Source organism: Bradyrhizobium sp. USDA 3262 (assembly GCF_054060035.1).
This window is the reverse complement of record NZ_JBSSCT010000001.1, coordinates 6,681,726-6,695,681: the sequence shown is the minus strand read 5'-3', so window position 1 is coordinate 6,695,681 and position 13,956 is coordinate 6,681,726. Positions and strand designations below refer to the sequence as shown.

Annotated in this window: 14 protein-coding genes; 12 read left to right on the top strand and 2 right to left on the bottom strand. The window is 65.7% G+C overall.

Annotated features, from left to right (window positions below):
* Positions 1-39 precede the first annotated feature (39 nt).
* The 6 genes from ACVWYP_RS31620 (at position 40) to ACVWYP_RS31595 (ending at position 5,561) form a co-directional block, all read left to right on the top strand.
* Positions 40-948, top strand: a complete 909-nt coding sequence (locus ACVWYP_RS31620) for an AAA family ATPase (RefSeq protein ID WP_016840416.1) — start codon at positions 40-42, stop codon at positions 946-948.
* Between the two features lie 120 nt (positions 949-1,068).
* Positions 1,069-2,271 carry a vWA domain-containing protein gene (locus ACVWYP_RS31615; RefSeq protein WP_304496031.1) on the top strand — a complete coding sequence of 401 codons (1,203 nt, stop codon included), beginning with the start codon at positions 1,069-1,071 and terminating at the stop codon, positions 2,269-2,271.
* A gap of 28 nt (positions 2,272-2,299) precedes the next feature.
* Positions 2,300-2,623 (top strand): XdhC family protein, encoded by a 324-nt coding sequence (locus ACVWYP_RS31610; protein ID WP_018272401.1) that lies wholly within the window; start codon positions 2,300-2,302, stop codon positions 2,621-2,623.
* Between the two features lie 2 nt (positions 2,624-2,625).
* The gene (locus ACVWYP_RS31605; RefSeq protein ID WP_304496030.1) at positions 2,626-3,327 is read left to right on the top strand and encodes an XdhC family protein; all 702 of its coding nucleotides are present in this window, start codon (positions 2,626-2,628) and stop codon (positions 3,325-3,327) included.
* Entirely contained in the window at positions 3,324-4,928 is a 1,605-nt protein-coding gene (locus ACVWYP_RS31600) for an NTP transferase domain-containing protein (RefSeq protein WP_456684256.1), read from the top strand. The genes ACVWYP_RS31605 and ACVWYP_RS31600 overlap by 4 nt, the downstream gene beginning before the upstream one ends.
* Before the next feature lie 225 nt (positions 4,929-5,153).
* Entirely contained in the window at positions 5,154-5,561 is a 408-nt protein-coding gene (locus ACVWYP_RS31595) for a DUF4189 domain-containing protein (RefSeq protein ID WP_304496028.1), read from the top strand.
* A gap of 68 nt (positions 5,562-5,629) precedes the next feature.
* Here ACVWYP_RS31595 and ACVWYP_RS31590 read toward each other — a convergent pair whose 3' ends face one another.
* Positions 5,630-6,847 (bottom strand): NAD(P)/FAD-dependent oxidoreductase, encoded by a 1,218-nt coding sequence (locus ACVWYP_RS31590; RefSeq protein ID WP_304496027.1) that lies wholly within the window; start codon positions 6,845-6,847, stop codon positions 5,630-5,632.
* 310 nt (positions 6,848-7,157) lie between these two features.
* Here ACVWYP_RS31590 and ACVWYP_RS31585 point away from each other — a divergent pair, with 310 nt between their 5' ends.
* Positions 7,158-7,568, top strand: a complete 411-nt coding sequence (locus ACVWYP_RS31585) for a DUF2000 family protein (protein ID WP_304496026.1) — start codon at positions 7,158-7,160, stop codon at positions 7,566-7,568.
* A gap of 29 nt (positions 7,569-7,597) precedes the next feature.
* Here the strand turns inward: ACVWYP_RS31585 and ACVWYP_RS31580 are convergent, their stop codons facing one another.
* Entirely contained in the window at positions 7,598-8,575 is a 978-nt protein-coding gene (locus ACVWYP_RS31580; RefSeq protein ID WP_304496025.1) for a bestrophin-like domain, read from the bottom strand.
* A 165-nt stretch (positions 8,576-8,740) separates the two neighbouring features.
* Here ACVWYP_RS31580 and ACVWYP_RS31575 point away from each other — a divergent pair, with 165 nt between their 5' ends.
* The 5 genes from ACVWYP_RS31575 (at position 8,741) to ACVWYP_RS31555 (ending at position 13,830) form a co-directional block, all read left to right on the top strand.
* On the top strand, positions 8,741-9,475 hold the full coding sequence (locus ACVWYP_RS31575) for a TetR/AcrR family transcriptional regulator (RefSeq protein ID WP_304496024.1): 735 nt from the start codon (positions 8,741-8,743) through the stop codon (positions 9,473-9,475).
* Positions 9,472-10,257, top strand: coding sequence for an HlyD family secretion protein (locus tag ACVWYP_RS31570; RefSeq protein ID WP_304496023.1), 786 nt, complete (start codon positions 9,472-9,474; stop codon positions 10,255-10,257). Before ACVWYP_RS31575 ends, ACVWYP_RS31570 begins: the two co-directional genes overlap by 4 nt.
* Positions 10,254-11,213, top strand: a complete 960-nt coding sequence (locus tag ACVWYP_RS31565) for an ABC transporter ATP-binding protein (protein ID WP_304496022.1) — start codon at positions 10,254-10,256, stop codon at positions 11,211-11,213. The genes ACVWYP_RS31570 and ACVWYP_RS31565 overlap by 4 nt, the downstream gene beginning before the upstream one ends.
* Before the next feature lie 18 nt (positions 11,214-11,231).
* Complete coding sequence (locus ACVWYP_RS31560; RefSeq protein ID WP_028339938.1) at positions 11,232-12,395, top strand: ABC transporter permease; 1,164 nt, start codon at positions 11,232-11,234, stop codon at positions 12,393-12,395.
* A 118-nt stretch (positions 12,396-12,513) separates the two neighbouring features.
* The gene (locus ACVWYP_RS31555) at positions 12,514-13,830 is read left to right on the top strand and encodes an adenylate/guanylate cyclase domain-containing protein (protein ID WP_304496021.1); all 1,317 of its coding nucleotides are present in this window, start codon (positions 12,514-12,516) and stop codon (positions 13,828-13,830) included.
* The last annotated feature ends 126 nt before the right edge of the window (positions 13,831-13,956 follow it).

The window sequence follows — 13,956 nt, the reverse complement described above, 5'->3', positions numbered from 1 at the left end:
CGTGACTTTGCTCACTCTCGTTCGAAGACTGGCTGTTCCATGAGTGCATCGGCGTTACCCACTTCCGTCGATGCGCTCGAGGATCTCTTGACCTCGCGCGGCTATCTCGCCGAGCGGTCGCTCGCGACCGTGACCTATCTCGCGCTGCGGATGGGCCGGCCGCTGTTCCTCGAGGGCGAGGCCGGTGTCGGCAAGACCGAGATCGCAAAAGTGTTGTCGGCGGCGCTCGGGCGCAAGCTGATCCGCCTGCAATGCTATGAAGGCCTCGACGTCGCCTCCGCCGTCTACGAGTGGAGCAGCGCGGCGCAGATGATCGCGATCCGCCTTGCGGAGGCTTCCGGCGACACCGATCGCGACCAGCTCGCGAGCGACATTTTCGCCGAGCGCTTCCTGATCAAGCGGCCGCTGCTGCAGGCGCTCGAGCCCGATGTCGCAGGTCCTCCGGTGCTGCTGATCGACGAGCTCGACCGCGCCGACGAGGCGTTCGAGGCGTATCTGTTGGAAATCCTCAGCGACTTCCAGGTCACGATCCCCGAGCTCGGCACCGTGAAGGCGCCGGCGCCGCCGATCGTGATCATCACCTCGAACCGCACGCGCGAGATTCATGACGCGCTGAAGCGGCGCTGCCTCTATCACTGGGTGGATTATCCCTCCGCCGAGCGCGAGCTCGCGATCGTCAAGTCGCGGGTGCCGAACATTTCCGCAAAGCTGTCGCAGCAGGTCGTCCGCTTCGTGCAGGCGCTGCGCAACCAGGATTTCTACAAGTCGCCGGGCGTCGCCGAGACCATCGACTGGGCCACCGCGCTGTCCGAGCTCGACGCCCGCTCGCTGACGCCGCAGGTCGTCGGCGACACGCTGGGCGCGCTCTTGAAGTATCAGGACGACATCGCGCGCATGCAGGGCGATGCGCTGCAGAAGACATTGAAGGAAGCGACGAGCGAGACGTAAGTCGCGCGTCATAACAACGTCCGTCATTCCGGGGCGATGCGTCAGCATCGAACCCGGAATCTCGAGGTTCCAGGTTCGCTCGCTTCGCGCGCGCCCCGGAACGACGGGAAATGGATCACGATGGCGATCAACCACCTCGCGCCTCCGACCGGCCACATGGCCGACAACGTGATCGGCTTTGCCCGCGCGCTGCGGGCGGCCGGGCTCCCGGTCGGACCGGGCTCGGTGATCGATGCGCTCGACGCGCTGCAGCTGATCGAGGTCGGGCATCGCGGTGACTTCTACGCCACGCTGGAAGCGATCTTCGTCAAGCGCCATGAGCACGCGCTGATCTTCCGCCAGGCCTTTATGCTGTTCTTCCGCGCAGCCGAGGAGTGGAAGAGCATGCTGGATTCCGTCCCGCTGCCGGACCACGCCAGGAAGAAACCGCCGCCGGCCTCGCGCCGCGTCCAGGAGGCGATGGCGCAGCCGGCGAAGAGCGAGGAGCGTCCGCAGGCCCAGGAGCAGGAGCTCAAGCTCTCGGTCTCCGACAAGGAAATCCTGCAGAAGAAGGATTTTGCGCAGATGACCGCGGCGGAGATCGCCGAGGTGACGCGCGAGATCGCCAAGATGCGGCTGCCGCAGGCCGAGCTCGTGACCCGCCGCTACCAGCCGGACGCGCGGGGTTTGCGGCTCGACATGCGCCGCACCGTGCGCAACTCGCTGCGCACCGGCGGCGAGATCATCGATATCAGAAAGCTCGGCCGGATCGAGAAGCCGGCGCCGATCGTGGCGCTGCTCGATATCTCGGGCTCGATGAGCGAGTACACCCGCCTGTTCCTGCATTTCCTGCATGCCATCACCGACGCCCGCAAGCGGGTCTCGGTGTTCCTGTTCGGCACCCGCCTCACCAATGTGACGCGGGCGTTGCGGGCCCGTGACCCCGACGAGGCGCTGGCGAGCTGCTCGTCCTCGGTCGAGGACTGGGCCGGCGGGACCCGGATCGCGACCTCGCTGCACAGCTTTAACCAGCTCTGGGCCCGCCGGGTGCTCGGGCAGGGCGCCATCGTCCTCCTTATATCCGATGGACTAGAACGGGAGGCTGATGCCAAACTGGCCTTCGAGATGGACCGATTGCACCGTTCCTGCCGCCGCCTGATCTGGCTCAATCCGCTGCTGCGCTACTCCGGCTTCGAGGCCAAGGCGCAGGGCATCAAAATGATGTTGCCCCACGTTGACGAATTTCGCCCGGTGCATAACTTGACGTCCATCAAGGGCTTGATCGGGGCGCTGTCATCCCCGCCGCCGGCGCACCACCGCAGCCTGATCCGCTCTGTAGCCTAAGAAGCATCCGATTTCACAGGAGGCCGCCATGCTGAACCGCGACGAAGACATCCTGCAGGCCGCCGAGACCTGGCAGAAAGAGGGCCATGGCGTGGCGCTTGCCACCGTGGTCGAGACCTGGGGCTCGGCGCCGCGCCCGGCCGGCTCGAGCCTGGTCATCAATGACGACGGCACGTTCCTCGGCTCGGTCTCCGGCGGGTGCGTCGAGGGCGCGGTCGTGACGGAAGCGCTCGACGTCATCGCGAGCGGCCAGCCAAAAATGCTCGAATTCGGCGTTGCGGACGAAACCGCCTGGAATGTCGGCCTGTCCTGCGGCGGCACCATCCGCGTGTTCGTCGAGAAGGTCGGTTAGCCGTGAAACTCGAGATCCTGAAAGAGCTGAACGCCGAGCGCGCCGCGCGCCGCCCGGTGATCATCGTCACCGACACCGCCAATGGCGAACAGCGCCTGGTCAAGGCCGCGGACATCGCCGCCGATCCGCTGCGCGCCGAGCTCGCAAAGCAGCTGCGGATGGGCAAGAGCGGCAATGTCGAGGTCGGGACCAAGAAGCTGTTCCTCAACGTCTACGCGCCGACCGCAAAGCTCGTGATCATCGGCGCGGTCCATATCAGCCAGGCGCTGGCGCCGCTGGCGCGCTCGCTCGACTATGACGTCACGGTGGTCGATCCGCGCACCGCGTTTGCGAGCCCGGAGCGCTTCCCCGACGTGCCGCTGGTCGCCGAATGGCCCGACGTCGCGCTGCCGCCGCTCAATGTCGATCACTACACCGCCTTCGTCGCAGTGACGCACGATCCGAAGATCGACGATCCGGCGCTGCTGCACGCCTTCGACCGCGACTGCTTCTATATCGGCGCGCTCGGCTCGCGGAAGACCCACGCCAAGCGCGCCGAGCGGCTGCGCGCGCAGGGCGCCAGGGACAGCGACATCGCGCGCATCCACGCGCCGATCGGCCTCGATATCGGCGCGGTGTCGCCGTCGGAGATCGCGGTCGCGATCATGGCCGAGATCACCGCGCAGCTGCGCCTGCCTCCCAAGCAAAAAGAAGAAGCGGCATGAAATTCGGTCCCGCCAGACCGGCCGACGCGATTGGCGGCGTCACCGTTCATACCCTCCGCCAGGGCACGCTGGTGCTCAAGAAGGGCACCACGATCGGCCCCGCCGAGGTCGAGGCGCTGACCAAGGCCGGCGTCGACGAGATCGTCGTGGTGCGGCTCGACGAGGGCGACGTTTCCGAGGACGCCGCGGCCGCCAGCATCGCGCAGGCGGTGGCCGGCGAGGGCGTCAATGTCGAGCGCGCTTTCACCGGCCGCGCCAATCTGTTCGCGGCGCGCCCCGGCGTGCTGGTGATCGATCGCGCCGCGGTCGACCGCATCAACGACGTCGACGAGGCCATCACCTTCGCAACCCTCGCCGCATTCAAGCCGGTGGTCGAAGGCGAGATGATCGCAACCGTCAAGCTGATCCCGTTCGGCGTCGAGGGGCGCTTACGCGATGCCGCCGTCGCGGTGGCCGGCAAGGACACGCTGCGCATCGCGCCCTATGTGATCCGGAAGGTCGGCGTGGTCTCGACGCTGCTGCCGGGCCTCGCGCCGAAGGTGATCGACAAGACGCTGCGCGTCACCGCCGAACGGCTCGCGCCGGCCGGCGCCACCATCATCGCCGAGCGCCGCGTGCCGCATGACGAGACGGTGCTCGCGGCCTCGATCAAGGAATTGCTCGAGCTGGGCGCCGAGCTCGTCATCGTGTTCGGCGCGTCCGCGATCGCCGACCGCCGCGATGTCATTCCCGCTGCGATCACCGAGATCGGCGGCGCCGTCGAGCATTTCGGCATGCCGGTCGATCCGGGCAATCTGCTGCTGATCGGCAGCGCCGGCGGCGTGCCGGTGCTGGGCGCGCCGGGCTGCGCGCGTTCGCCGGTCGAGAACGGCTTTGACTGGGTCTTGATGCGGCTGCTCGCCGGCATCAAGGTGAAGCGGTCGGATCTCACCGGCATGGGCGTCGGCGGCCTGCTGATGGAGATCGTGACGCGGCCGCAGCCGCGCACCGTGCCGGACACCGAAGGCAACCGCAACGTCGCCGCAATCGTGCTTGCCGCCGGCCGCTCGACCAGGATGGGCGGCCCGAACAAGCTGCTCGCCGAGCTCGACGGCAAGAAGCTCGCGCGCATCGTCGCCGAGCAGGCGCTGGCGTCGAAGGCTTCCGAGGTGATCGTCGTCACCGGGCATCAAGCCGAGCTGGTCGAGCAGGCGCTCGATGGCCTCAAGGTCAAGTTCGTCCGCAACCCGGATTTCGCCGGCGGTCTCGCCAGCTCGGTCAAGGCGGGCATCTCGGCGGTGTCGGACAGCGCCGACGGCGCGATCGTCTGCCTCGGCGACATGCCGCTGATCGATGCGAAGCTGATCGATCGCCTGATCGAGACCTTCGCGCCGGACCGCGGCCATCTGATCGCGGTCCCCGTCAGCGAGGGCCGCCGCGGCAATCCGGTGCTGTGGTCAAGGCGCTTCTTCAAGGAGCTGATGACGCTCGACGGCGACATCGGCGCGCGTCACTTGATCACCAAGCATGCCGAGGTGGTCGCCGAGGTCCCTGTCGAAGGCAACAGCGCCTTCCTCGACATCGACACGCCGCAGGCGCTGGAAGCGGCAAGGCGGAGTTAAACACTATCCGCGTCGTCCCGGCGAAGGCCGGGACCCATTACCACCAATCGTTGTTGTTGGTGGGACAGTGGCCAGAGCCTCGCGCAATCATCACCATCAGTGGTTATGGGTCCCGGCTTTCGCCGGGACGACGAGTGGATGGAGCAGCGTCGCCCTCAACCCGTCATTCACCATCTGGAAACGACCCCTGCGTAGAGTCCGCGCCGGACTTTGGGGGATTTCCGCTTGATCATTTCGACCGCCGCCGCGCAGCGTCGCGCGCTGACGATTCTCGTCCTGACATTGCTGCTCAGCGCCGCGCGTTTCTCCGTGGAAACCTTCGTGCCCAAGGCGCGCGCGGCCGGCGCGTTCGCGGTCGGCAAGTGCGGAGCGTACGGCCAGGCCTATGACTATCCGGCGGAAGGCGCGGCGCGTGCCGCGGCGCTGAAGCAGTGCAAGGGCGATTGCACCACCGTCACCATGAAGCGCGCCTGCGCCGCGCTCTCGATCGACATGAAGAATCCCTGCGGTGCCCATGGCTATGCCGTAGCGCCGAAGATCTCGAACTCGCTCAATGCCGCGACCAAGAAGTGCTACGACTATGGCGGCAAGGAATGCGTGATCCGCGCCTGGGCCTGCGACGCCAAGGGGTAGGGCGGCCGCCGATCGCGAGGTCCGCTTGACTGGCAAAGTGCGCTGATAGCCCTATGTCCGAGCCGCGCTCAGACGGCACCGTAGAAGTGTCGGTATTGCCAGGCGGCGTCGCGCTCCAATTGATCTTCAGACCACGATTGGTCTTTGAACCGCGTGACCGACATCGGCGATAGATCGACGGGCGGCTCGCCGTCCACGATCCAGGCCGCGAGCGCCTCGCCGACGGTCGGCGAGATCGACAGACCGGCGACGTTGCACCCGCTCGCAAAATAGAAGCCGGTCACGCCGGCGGCCGGGCCAAGAATATGATGGCCGTCGGCGGTCATCGTCGGAATGCCGCCGCGAAATTCCCGCACCTTGGCGGTTCGCAGGAACGGGAGCTGGTCCTTGACCTCATCGGCGGCTGCATGAAGCACGCCGATGTCGAGCGGCATGTCCTTGACGTCGAAGCCGGCCCCAAGCGATTGCATGTCGAAGAAGCGCGGCGTTTCCTCGTAGACACCCCACAGGAAACCGCCCTGACACGGGCGGGTATACACCGCGGCGTCCATGATGCGGATCATCGGCAAGTCGGCACGCGCGCCATCCAGAGGCTCGGTGACGATCAATTGCTGCCGGGTCGGCACCAGCGGCACGCGAATCCCGCTCGCCTCCGCGACCTGCCGGGTCCACGCGCCGGCTGCATCGACGACAACCGGACTTTCAATGACGCCGTTCGCCGTGGTCACGCCGATCACGGTGCCGCCGACGATGTTGACGGCGCGCACGTCTGTCTTCGGCAGCAAGGTTGCACCGTTGGCCGCCGCGGCTTTGGCGAATCCGACGGCAACCTGCGCCGGGTCGAAATACCGGTCGTCGCCGATCCGCATCACTGCGACGACACCCGCCGGCTGCAGGAACGGATTGAGACGGCTCGCCCCTTCCGGAGAGATCAGCTCGACATCGAGGCCGGTGCGGCGTCCGCGCTCGAAGTCGTGCTCGATCACTTCGGCGTCCTGCGGCCGACGCGCAATCTTCAGGCTGCCCGAATGCACCCAGTCGAGCGGCTGACCGGTTTCTTCCGTGAACGCCTCGATCTTGCGACATGCGTCCTTGATGAGGCCGATCATCAGGTCGCTCTTGCGCGCGCAGCTCACCATGCCTGCCGCGCGGGGCGAGGTTTGCGATCCGATCTCATGCTTGTCGACAAGGGCGACGCTGAGACCTCCACGCTTGCTCAGGTAATAGGCTGTGGCCGCGCCCAATCCGCCCGAACCAATAACAACAACATCGGCCTTGCTGATCATGATGCAATGCCCTGAAATATGCTGATGGTAATTGAACGCCCGAAGCCTACTACGCGGCGCAGGACCTGACTATCGCTTTCCGTCCCGGCACGGGCCGGGCGTTTGCGACGTCGCACGGCTAGCGGTCGACGTGTGGGTTGAGCTTCTTCGCCGCAGCGATATCAGCTTCGCCAGCCGCGACGTCGCCCTTCAGGCGGGCAGGGGCCGCCTGTGGGTTGCTTAAGAAACGAACGTCAGCGCCTGACGGGCAGATGAGGGATGCGCGGTCAGAACTGGCGTTTGTCGTCAACCTGCGGATAGATTTATCGCCATGCAGTTCGACACCAAGATCGCGGTCGTGATCCGCACCGACCTGGAAGTGTGGCAGAAGCTCAACGTGGCGTCGTTTCTGGCCGGCGGCATCGCAGCTTCCTTTCCCGAATGCATCGGGGAGAATTACGAGGACGGCTCGGGGACCAGATATCTCTCTTTGATCGGCCAGCCGATCCTGATCTACGGTGCCGACGGGCCTGCGCTGTCGCGGGCTCTGGAGCGCGCGCTGGCGCGCAACGTGCAGCCGGCGCTTTACACCGAGGACATGTTCAAGACCACGCATGACGCCGCCAACCGCGAGGTGGTGAAGGCGGTCGCGCGCAGCGAGCTCAATCTGGTCGGCCTCGCCATTCGCGCCGAGCGCAAGGTGGTCGACAAGATTCTCGACGGGCTGAAGTTTCACACGTAGCGGACAGCGAGCGTAATGCGGTCCGGCGCTTATCGGCTCGCCTCCTTGTCCGGCATGATTTGCAGCAACGGCGTCGGCGCAATCGAAATCTGACCGGTGAATGGTCGATCGTGCGCGGCAATCAGCAGAACCGATGTTGCCACGCCGGTCGCGAACAGGCCCATCGCGATGGCGGATCCCAACCGGTTGTCGCAGTGAACAAGGGCAATGACCAATAGCTCGCAGATGGCCTGAAGGTAGAGGCACCACCATTTGATCGAGTCGACTTCCGTCTGGCTGACGATGATCCGTTGTCGTCGCGCATCGAGTGCCGAATTCAGATTGGTGATGATCTCGTGCTGCGTCGTCTGCTGGCCCGGGTTTTGCGCGGGCGTTGACACGACAAGCCGCAACGCCGCGGTCAGCGCGGGAGGCGCTGCCTTGAGCGATGCAGCCTGGCGCGCCATCATCGGCCATTCCACGGCGACGGTTTCCTCGACGTAGTCGCGAACGAGGCCGCGCAGGCGCGCCTCCTGCTCCGGCGGCAGGCCGCCGGCGAGCAGGACGACCGCCCGCAGCGAACTGGCTTCGCGGCTCACCGCCGCGGTGGCGCGATCGCTGTCACTCCAGACCTGTGCCGCGGTGAACGCGACAAACAGGCCGAAAAGGATGCCGAGCACCGGCAACATGCCGGGCGAGATCGATTTGAAGGACGTTGCGCGCTCCTTGGTCGACAGGATCGCAACGCCTGCGAAAATGAGAATGGCAACAAGATAGGTGAAGCCGAAGACGATGAAGGCCATCCACGGCACGGAAAGATTGTGTAACCAATCGCTCATAGGTGTTTCCCCCAGCCGATCGCTTGTATCAAAATCCCCCCGATCTTGCCGGGGAGAGCACGAAGTGAGCCGTAGCGCATCGCGCAGGGAAAGCCGGATTGCTCCGGTTACACCTGTGGTGCCACCCCTGCGCCTTCTTGTTGCACAGGGCCCGTGGGTGCGATCGGCAACCGACTTTCCCTGCGCCATCTATTCTCCGGAGGGACGGAAATAAGCAGCAAACTCGGGCATTTGCGCCGCGAGATCGCGAACCCAGGCACACCCTCAGTGAGCCGCGAAGGCCGACAGGAACGCTTCCGGCCGGCAGACGTTTTCTCTGAACGCATTGACAATGACTGACTGGTCAGTCATAATATGACTATGACAAAGCGCATCGAAAAAACGCCCCGCTCCCGGCCCGCCAAGCGCCGGACCACCACGATCCGGGCTGCCGCGGCGAGGATCCCGAAGGTGGCCTCGGCAAAGCTGCCTGAGCCGAAGCCTGCCGCGAACCGCGCCGAGAAATCGGCGGAGCGACGCGCCGCGATCGTCGAGGCGGCGATGGACGAGTTCATCGCGCGCGGCTTTGCCGCGACGCGGCTCGACGATGTCGCCAAGCGGGCGGGCGTCGCCAAGGGCACGCTCTATCTGTACTTCAAGGACAAGGAGTCGATGTTCGAGGAGTTGATCCGCACCGCCGTCGTGCCCTTGGTCAATCGCATGGCCGCGCCGCCCACCATCACCGGCCCGGTGCGCGATGCGGTGGAGAGATTCGCCGAGACCTTCATCCGCGAGGTCGTATCGACCCGGCGCGGCGACATCATCCGCCTGATCGTCTCCGAAGGGCCGCGCTTCCCGGCGATCGCCGACTTCTATTTCCGCGAGGTGGTGTCGAAGGGGATGGCCGCGATGCAGGCGCTGATCCAGCTCGCGATCACGCGCGGCGAGATCAGGCAGCGCCAGCTAGCGCAGTTTCCCCAACTCGTCGTGGCGCCCGCGATCGTCGCGGTGATCTGGCAGAGCCTGTTTGCCCGGCACGCGCCGCTCGATGCCCTCGCGATGTTCAAGGTTCATCTCGATCTGATCTTCGGCGAACGGAGCAAGCCATGACCGTCTCGCGCATGATGAGGCTCGTGACCGCAGCCGCGCTGGCGGCGGCGTTGGCCGGTTGCCAGGAGAAGCGCGATCCCGGTTTCCAGGGCTGGGTCGAGGCCGACATGATCTTCGTCAGCCCCGATGAATCCGGCCGCGTCATCAAGCTCAATGTGCGCGAGGGCGACGAGGTCAAGCCCGGCGATCTGCTTTATTCGGTCGACGACGATTTGCAGCGCGCCGATCTCAACCAGAACAACGCGACCCTCGCCAACGCGCGGCAGAGCTATGACCGCGCGGCCTCGCTGCGCGGCACCGGCGCCGGCACCCAGGCCAATCTGGATTCCGCGGTCTCGACGCTGCGCGTCGCGGAGGCGCGGGTCAACACCTCGCAGACCCGGCTCGACCGTCGCAAGGGCTTTGCGCCGATCGCGGGCTCGATCCAGCAGATCTATTTCCGCGAGGGCGAGATGGTGCAGGCGCAGCGCCCGGTGCTGTCGATCATGCCGCCCGGCAACATGAAGCTGCGCTTCTTCGTGCCGGAGGCCGAGCTGCCGAAGCTCGCGCTCGGCGACGAGGTGAGGGTGACCTGCGACAATTGCGCCGCCGACCTCACCGCAAAGATCTACTTCATCGCCACCACGGCGGAGTACACGCCGCCGGTCATCTACAGCCTCGATGAGCGCAACAAGCTGGTCTATCTGATCCAGGCGCGGCCGAGCCGGCCCGATGTGCTGCGCGTCGGTCAGCCGATCAGCATCTACCTCAATCCCAAGACGCCGGTGGCGGACCGCAGATGAACGGCGGCTCCACCAGCGCGCGGTCCGACGCATCCTCCATCGCCATCGATGTGAAGGGCCTGACCAAGTCGTTTGGCGGCCGCGAGGTGGTCCATGACCTGTCGATGCAGGTCAAGCGCGGCTCGATCTACGGCTTCCTCGGCCCCAACGGCAGCGGCAAGACCACCACCATCCGCATCCTGTGCGGCCTGCTGACGCCCGACAGCGGCGAGGGCACCTGCCTCGGCTACGACATCCGGCGCGATGCCGACAAGATCAAGCGCAAGGTCGGCTACATGACGCAGCGCTTCAGCCTCTACCAGGATCTGTCGGTGCGCGAGAATCTGGAATTCGTGGCGCGGCTCTACGGCATGCCGGACGCGCGCGGCGCCGCGGCCGACATGATCGCGCGGATCGGGCTGAAGGGCCGCGAGGAGCAGCTCGCCGCCAACCTTTCCGGCGGCTGGAAGCAGCGGCTGGCGCTCGGCGCCTGCACGTTGCCCAATCCGCAATTGCTGTTGCTGGACGAGCCGACCGCCGGCGTCGATCCGAAGGCACGGCGCGATTTCTGGAACGAGATCCACGCGCTCGCCGCCGAAGGCCTCACCGTGCTGGTCTCGACCCATTACATGGACGAGGCCGAGCGCTGTCACGAGATCGCCTACATCGCCTACGGCCATCTGCTGGCGCATGGCACGGTGGACGAGGTGATCGCCGCCTCCGCGCTGTCGACCTGGACGGTGACGGGCGAGGATTTCAACGGCCTGATGGCCGAGCTCACGGACAAGCCCGGCGTCGACATGGTGGCGCCGTTCGGCACCAGCCTGCACGTCTCCGGCCGCGACAAGGCGGCGCTCGAGGCCGCGATTGCGCCCTATCGGGACAATTCGAAATGGCAATGGCAGGCCAGCGAGCCGTCGCTCGAAGACGTCTTCATCGACCTGATGGGGCGCTCCAAGGACAACTTTCAGGGATAATTTCCAGGGATAATTGCGATGAGCGCAACGGAAACGATCCAGAACGGCGAGGCAAGGGAGCCGGCATTCGGCTTCTGGCGGCGCAGCTACGCGATGCTGGTCAAGGAGTTCATTCAGCTTCGCCGCGACCGCGTCTCGTTCGCCATGATCATCATGCTGCCGGTGATGCAGCTGACATTGTTCGGCTACGCCATCAACACCACTCCGCGCAATCTGCCGACCGCGGTGCTGACCCAGGAGGACAGCGATCTCGGCCGTTCGATCCTGAAGGCGATGGAGAACACCGCCTATTTCCATTTCGTCCGCGAGGTCCACACCGTCGAGGAATTCGACGAGCTGCTGCAATCCGGCAAGGTGCTGTTCGGCGTCGAGATCCCGCGCGGCTTCGAGCGCGCGGTGCGGCGCGGCGACAGACCGGCGCTGCTGGTCGCGGCCGATGCCACCGACCCGGTCGCGTCGGGCTCGGCGCTCGGCGCACTCGGGCCGCTGGTGCAATCGGCGCTGGCGCATGATCTGCACGTCGGCGATCCCCCGGACATGCCGTTCGAGATCCGCGCCCACGCCCGCTATAACCCGGCGGCGGATTCGCGTCTCAATATCGTGCCCGGCCTGGTCGGGACCATCCTGACCATGACCATGCTGATCTTCACCGCGCTCTCGGTGACGCGCGAGATCGAGCGCGGCACCATGGAGAGCCTGCTGTCGATGCCGATCAAGCCGGTCGAGGTGATGTTCGGCAAGATCATCCCCTATGTGCTGGTCGGCTTCATCCAGGCCACGCTGATCATCGCCATTGGCATTTTGCTGTTCGGCGTGCCGGTGCTCGGCAGCCTCACGCTGTTGGCGCTGCTCACCACGCTGTTCATCACCACCAATCTGTCGATCGGCTACACCTTCTCGACCATCGTGCAGAACCAGCTGCAGGCGATGCAACTCTCGATGATGTTCTTCCTGCCGAGCATCCTGCTGTCCGGCTTCATGTTTCCGTTCGCGGGCATGCCGGTCTGGGCGCAATATATCGGCGAGGGGCTGCCGCTGACCCATTTCGTGCGCATCGTCCGGGCCATCATGCTGAAGGGGGCAGCGATGCAGAACCTGCAATACGACACCGCCGCATTGGTCGCCCTGATGCTGTTTGCCATGACGATCGCGGTGACGCGCTTCCGCCGCACGCTCGATTGAGGCTAGTATGGATCCCGTCAACGATCGTCATTCCGGGGCGGTGCGCAGCACCGAACCCGGAATCTCGAGATTCCGGGTCTGGTCCTTCGGACCATCCCGGAATGACGGGGTGGAGGGCATGGCTGAATTCTTGGCGGCGAACGGCGAGGCGGCGCAAGGTACGGCGGTCGCGACGGACTTCCATCACGCCCTGATGCGCGAGGTGATGACCACCGAGCTGCTCCGCATCAAGGTGCTGATCGGCACCGCCGCTACCCTCGCGGCGATCAGCCTGCTGGTGTATTTCTTTGCGCCCGAGGCGGTCAGCCGCGTCTGGCACGGCAACCTCAGCCCCGTCTACGTCTTCTACGTCACCATTCCGCTGATCCTGTTCGAGTTCTGGGTGCACGGGGCGATCAGCTGGCACATGCGCAAGGGGCGCGACCTGCCGGTGGTCCGGCGCTACATCGGCGTGCTGGTCGAGACGTCGCTGCCGACCGTCGTGCTGGCGCTGCACATCAACAGCATGGGGCCGCAGGAGGCGCTCGGCTTCGTGGCGCCGCTGATCTACTTCGTCTTCATCATCCTGTCGACGCTGCGGCTCGACTTCTGGCTCTCGACCTTCACCGGCTTCGTCGCGGCGGCCGAGCTGTTCTACATGGCGGTGTTCTTCCATCCCTCGGGCGGCGGCGCGGCCGAGACCAGCATCTACTATCATGCCGCGCGCAGCGCGATCATCCTGATCTGCGGCGTGCTGGCCGGTGCGGTCGGCATGCAGCTGCGCCGGCAGTTCGCGGCTAGCATCGCGGCCGCGACCGCGCGCGATCGCATCACCAATCTGTTCGGCCAGCACGTCTCGCCGCAGGTGGTCGAACGTCTGATGACGGAGGGCGCCGGCACCGGGAGCGACATCCGGCGCGTCGCCGTGATGTTCGTGGATTTCCGCAGCTTCACGGCCGGCGCGCGCACCCGCTCGCCGCAGGAGGTGGTGGACAGGCTCGACGGCGCCTTTGCCGTGCTGGTCGATATCCTCGATCGCCATGGCGGCATCGTGAACAAGTTCTTGGGCGACGGCTTTCTCGCGCTGTTCGGTGCGCCGTTTGAAACCGGCGACGCCGCGCATCAGGCGGTCGCCGCCGCACGTGAAATGCTCGCGGCGAACGAGCGCACCAACGCGGCGTCGAGCTGGCCGCTGCGCATCGGCATCGGCATCCACATCGGCGAGGTCGTCGCCGGCAATATCGGCTCGCCCCGGCGCAAGGAATACACCGTGATCGGCGACACCGTGAATTTTGCCGCGCGGCTCGAGGCGCTCAACAAGGAGCTCGGCTCGCAGTTTTTGATTTCCTCCGCGGTGCGCGAGGCGCTCGGCGACGATTGCAACGACGCCGTCTCGCGCGGCGAGATTCCGTTGCGCGGCTACGAGCACCCGGTGCATGTCTGGCAGCTGGGGTAGGCGGCAACACGCGCAGGATCCGAGGCGGTAGTCGATGTCTCCGCAAGCCGTGCGAAGCTGTCTGCTTCTGACTTGCCCGAGATTGTACCGAGTGCTCTGAAGGGCATCGGTTGGGCTGTGCTACGA

Excerpts from the sequence above, each read along its gene's own strand:
- ACVWYP_RS31565 (WP_304496022.1), top strand. The coding sequence starts at position 10,254 with ATGAACGGCGGCTCCACCAGCGCGCGGTCCGACGCATCCTCCATCGCC.
- ACVWYP_RS31585 (WP_304496026.1), top strand. The coding sequence starts at position 7,158 with ATGCAGTTCGACACCAAGATCGCGGTCGTGATCCGCACCGACCTGGAA.
- ACVWYP_RS31600 (WP_456684256.1), top strand. The coding sequence starts at position 3,324 with ATGAAATTCGGTCCCGCCAGACCGGCCGACGCGATTGGCGGCGTCACC.
- ACVWYP_RS31615 (WP_304496031.1), top strand. The coding sequence starts at position 1,069 with ATGGCGATCAACCACCTCGCGCCTCCGACCGGCCACATGGCCGACAAC.
- ACVWYP_RS31560 (WP_028339938.1), top strand. The coding sequence starts at position 11,232 with ATGAGCGCAACGGAAACGATCCAGAACGGCGAGGCAAGGGAGCCGGCA.
- ACVWYP_RS31575 (WP_304496024.1), top strand. The coding sequence starts at position 8,741 with ATGACTATGACAAAGCGCATCGAAAAAACGCCCCGCTCCCGGCCCGCC.
- ACVWYP_RS31620 (WP_016840416.1), top strand. The coding sequence starts at position 40 with ATGAGTGCATCGGCGTTACCCACTTCCGTCGATGCGCTCGAGGATCTC.
- ACVWYP_RS31610 (WP_018272401.1), top strand. The coding sequence starts at position 2,300 with ATGCTGAACCGCGACGAAGACATCCTGCAGGCCGCCGAGACCTGGCAG.
- ACVWYP_RS31570 (WP_304496023.1), top strand. The coding sequence starts at position 9,472 with ATGACCGTCTCGCGCATGATGAGGCTCGTGACCGCAGCCGCGCTGGCG.
- ACVWYP_RS31555 (WP_304496021.1), top strand. The coding sequence starts at position 12,514 with ATGGCTGAATTCTTGGCGGCGAACGGCGAGGCGGCGCAAGGTACGGCG.
- ACVWYP_RS31580 (WP_304496025.1), bottom strand. The coding sequence starts at position 8,575 with ATGGCGCAGGGAAAGTCGGTTGCCGATCGCACCCACGGGCCCTGTGCA.
- ACVWYP_RS31590 (WP_304496027.1), bottom strand. The coding sequence starts at position 6,847 with ATGATCAGCAAGGCCGATGTTGTTGTTATTGGTTCGGGCGGATTGGGC.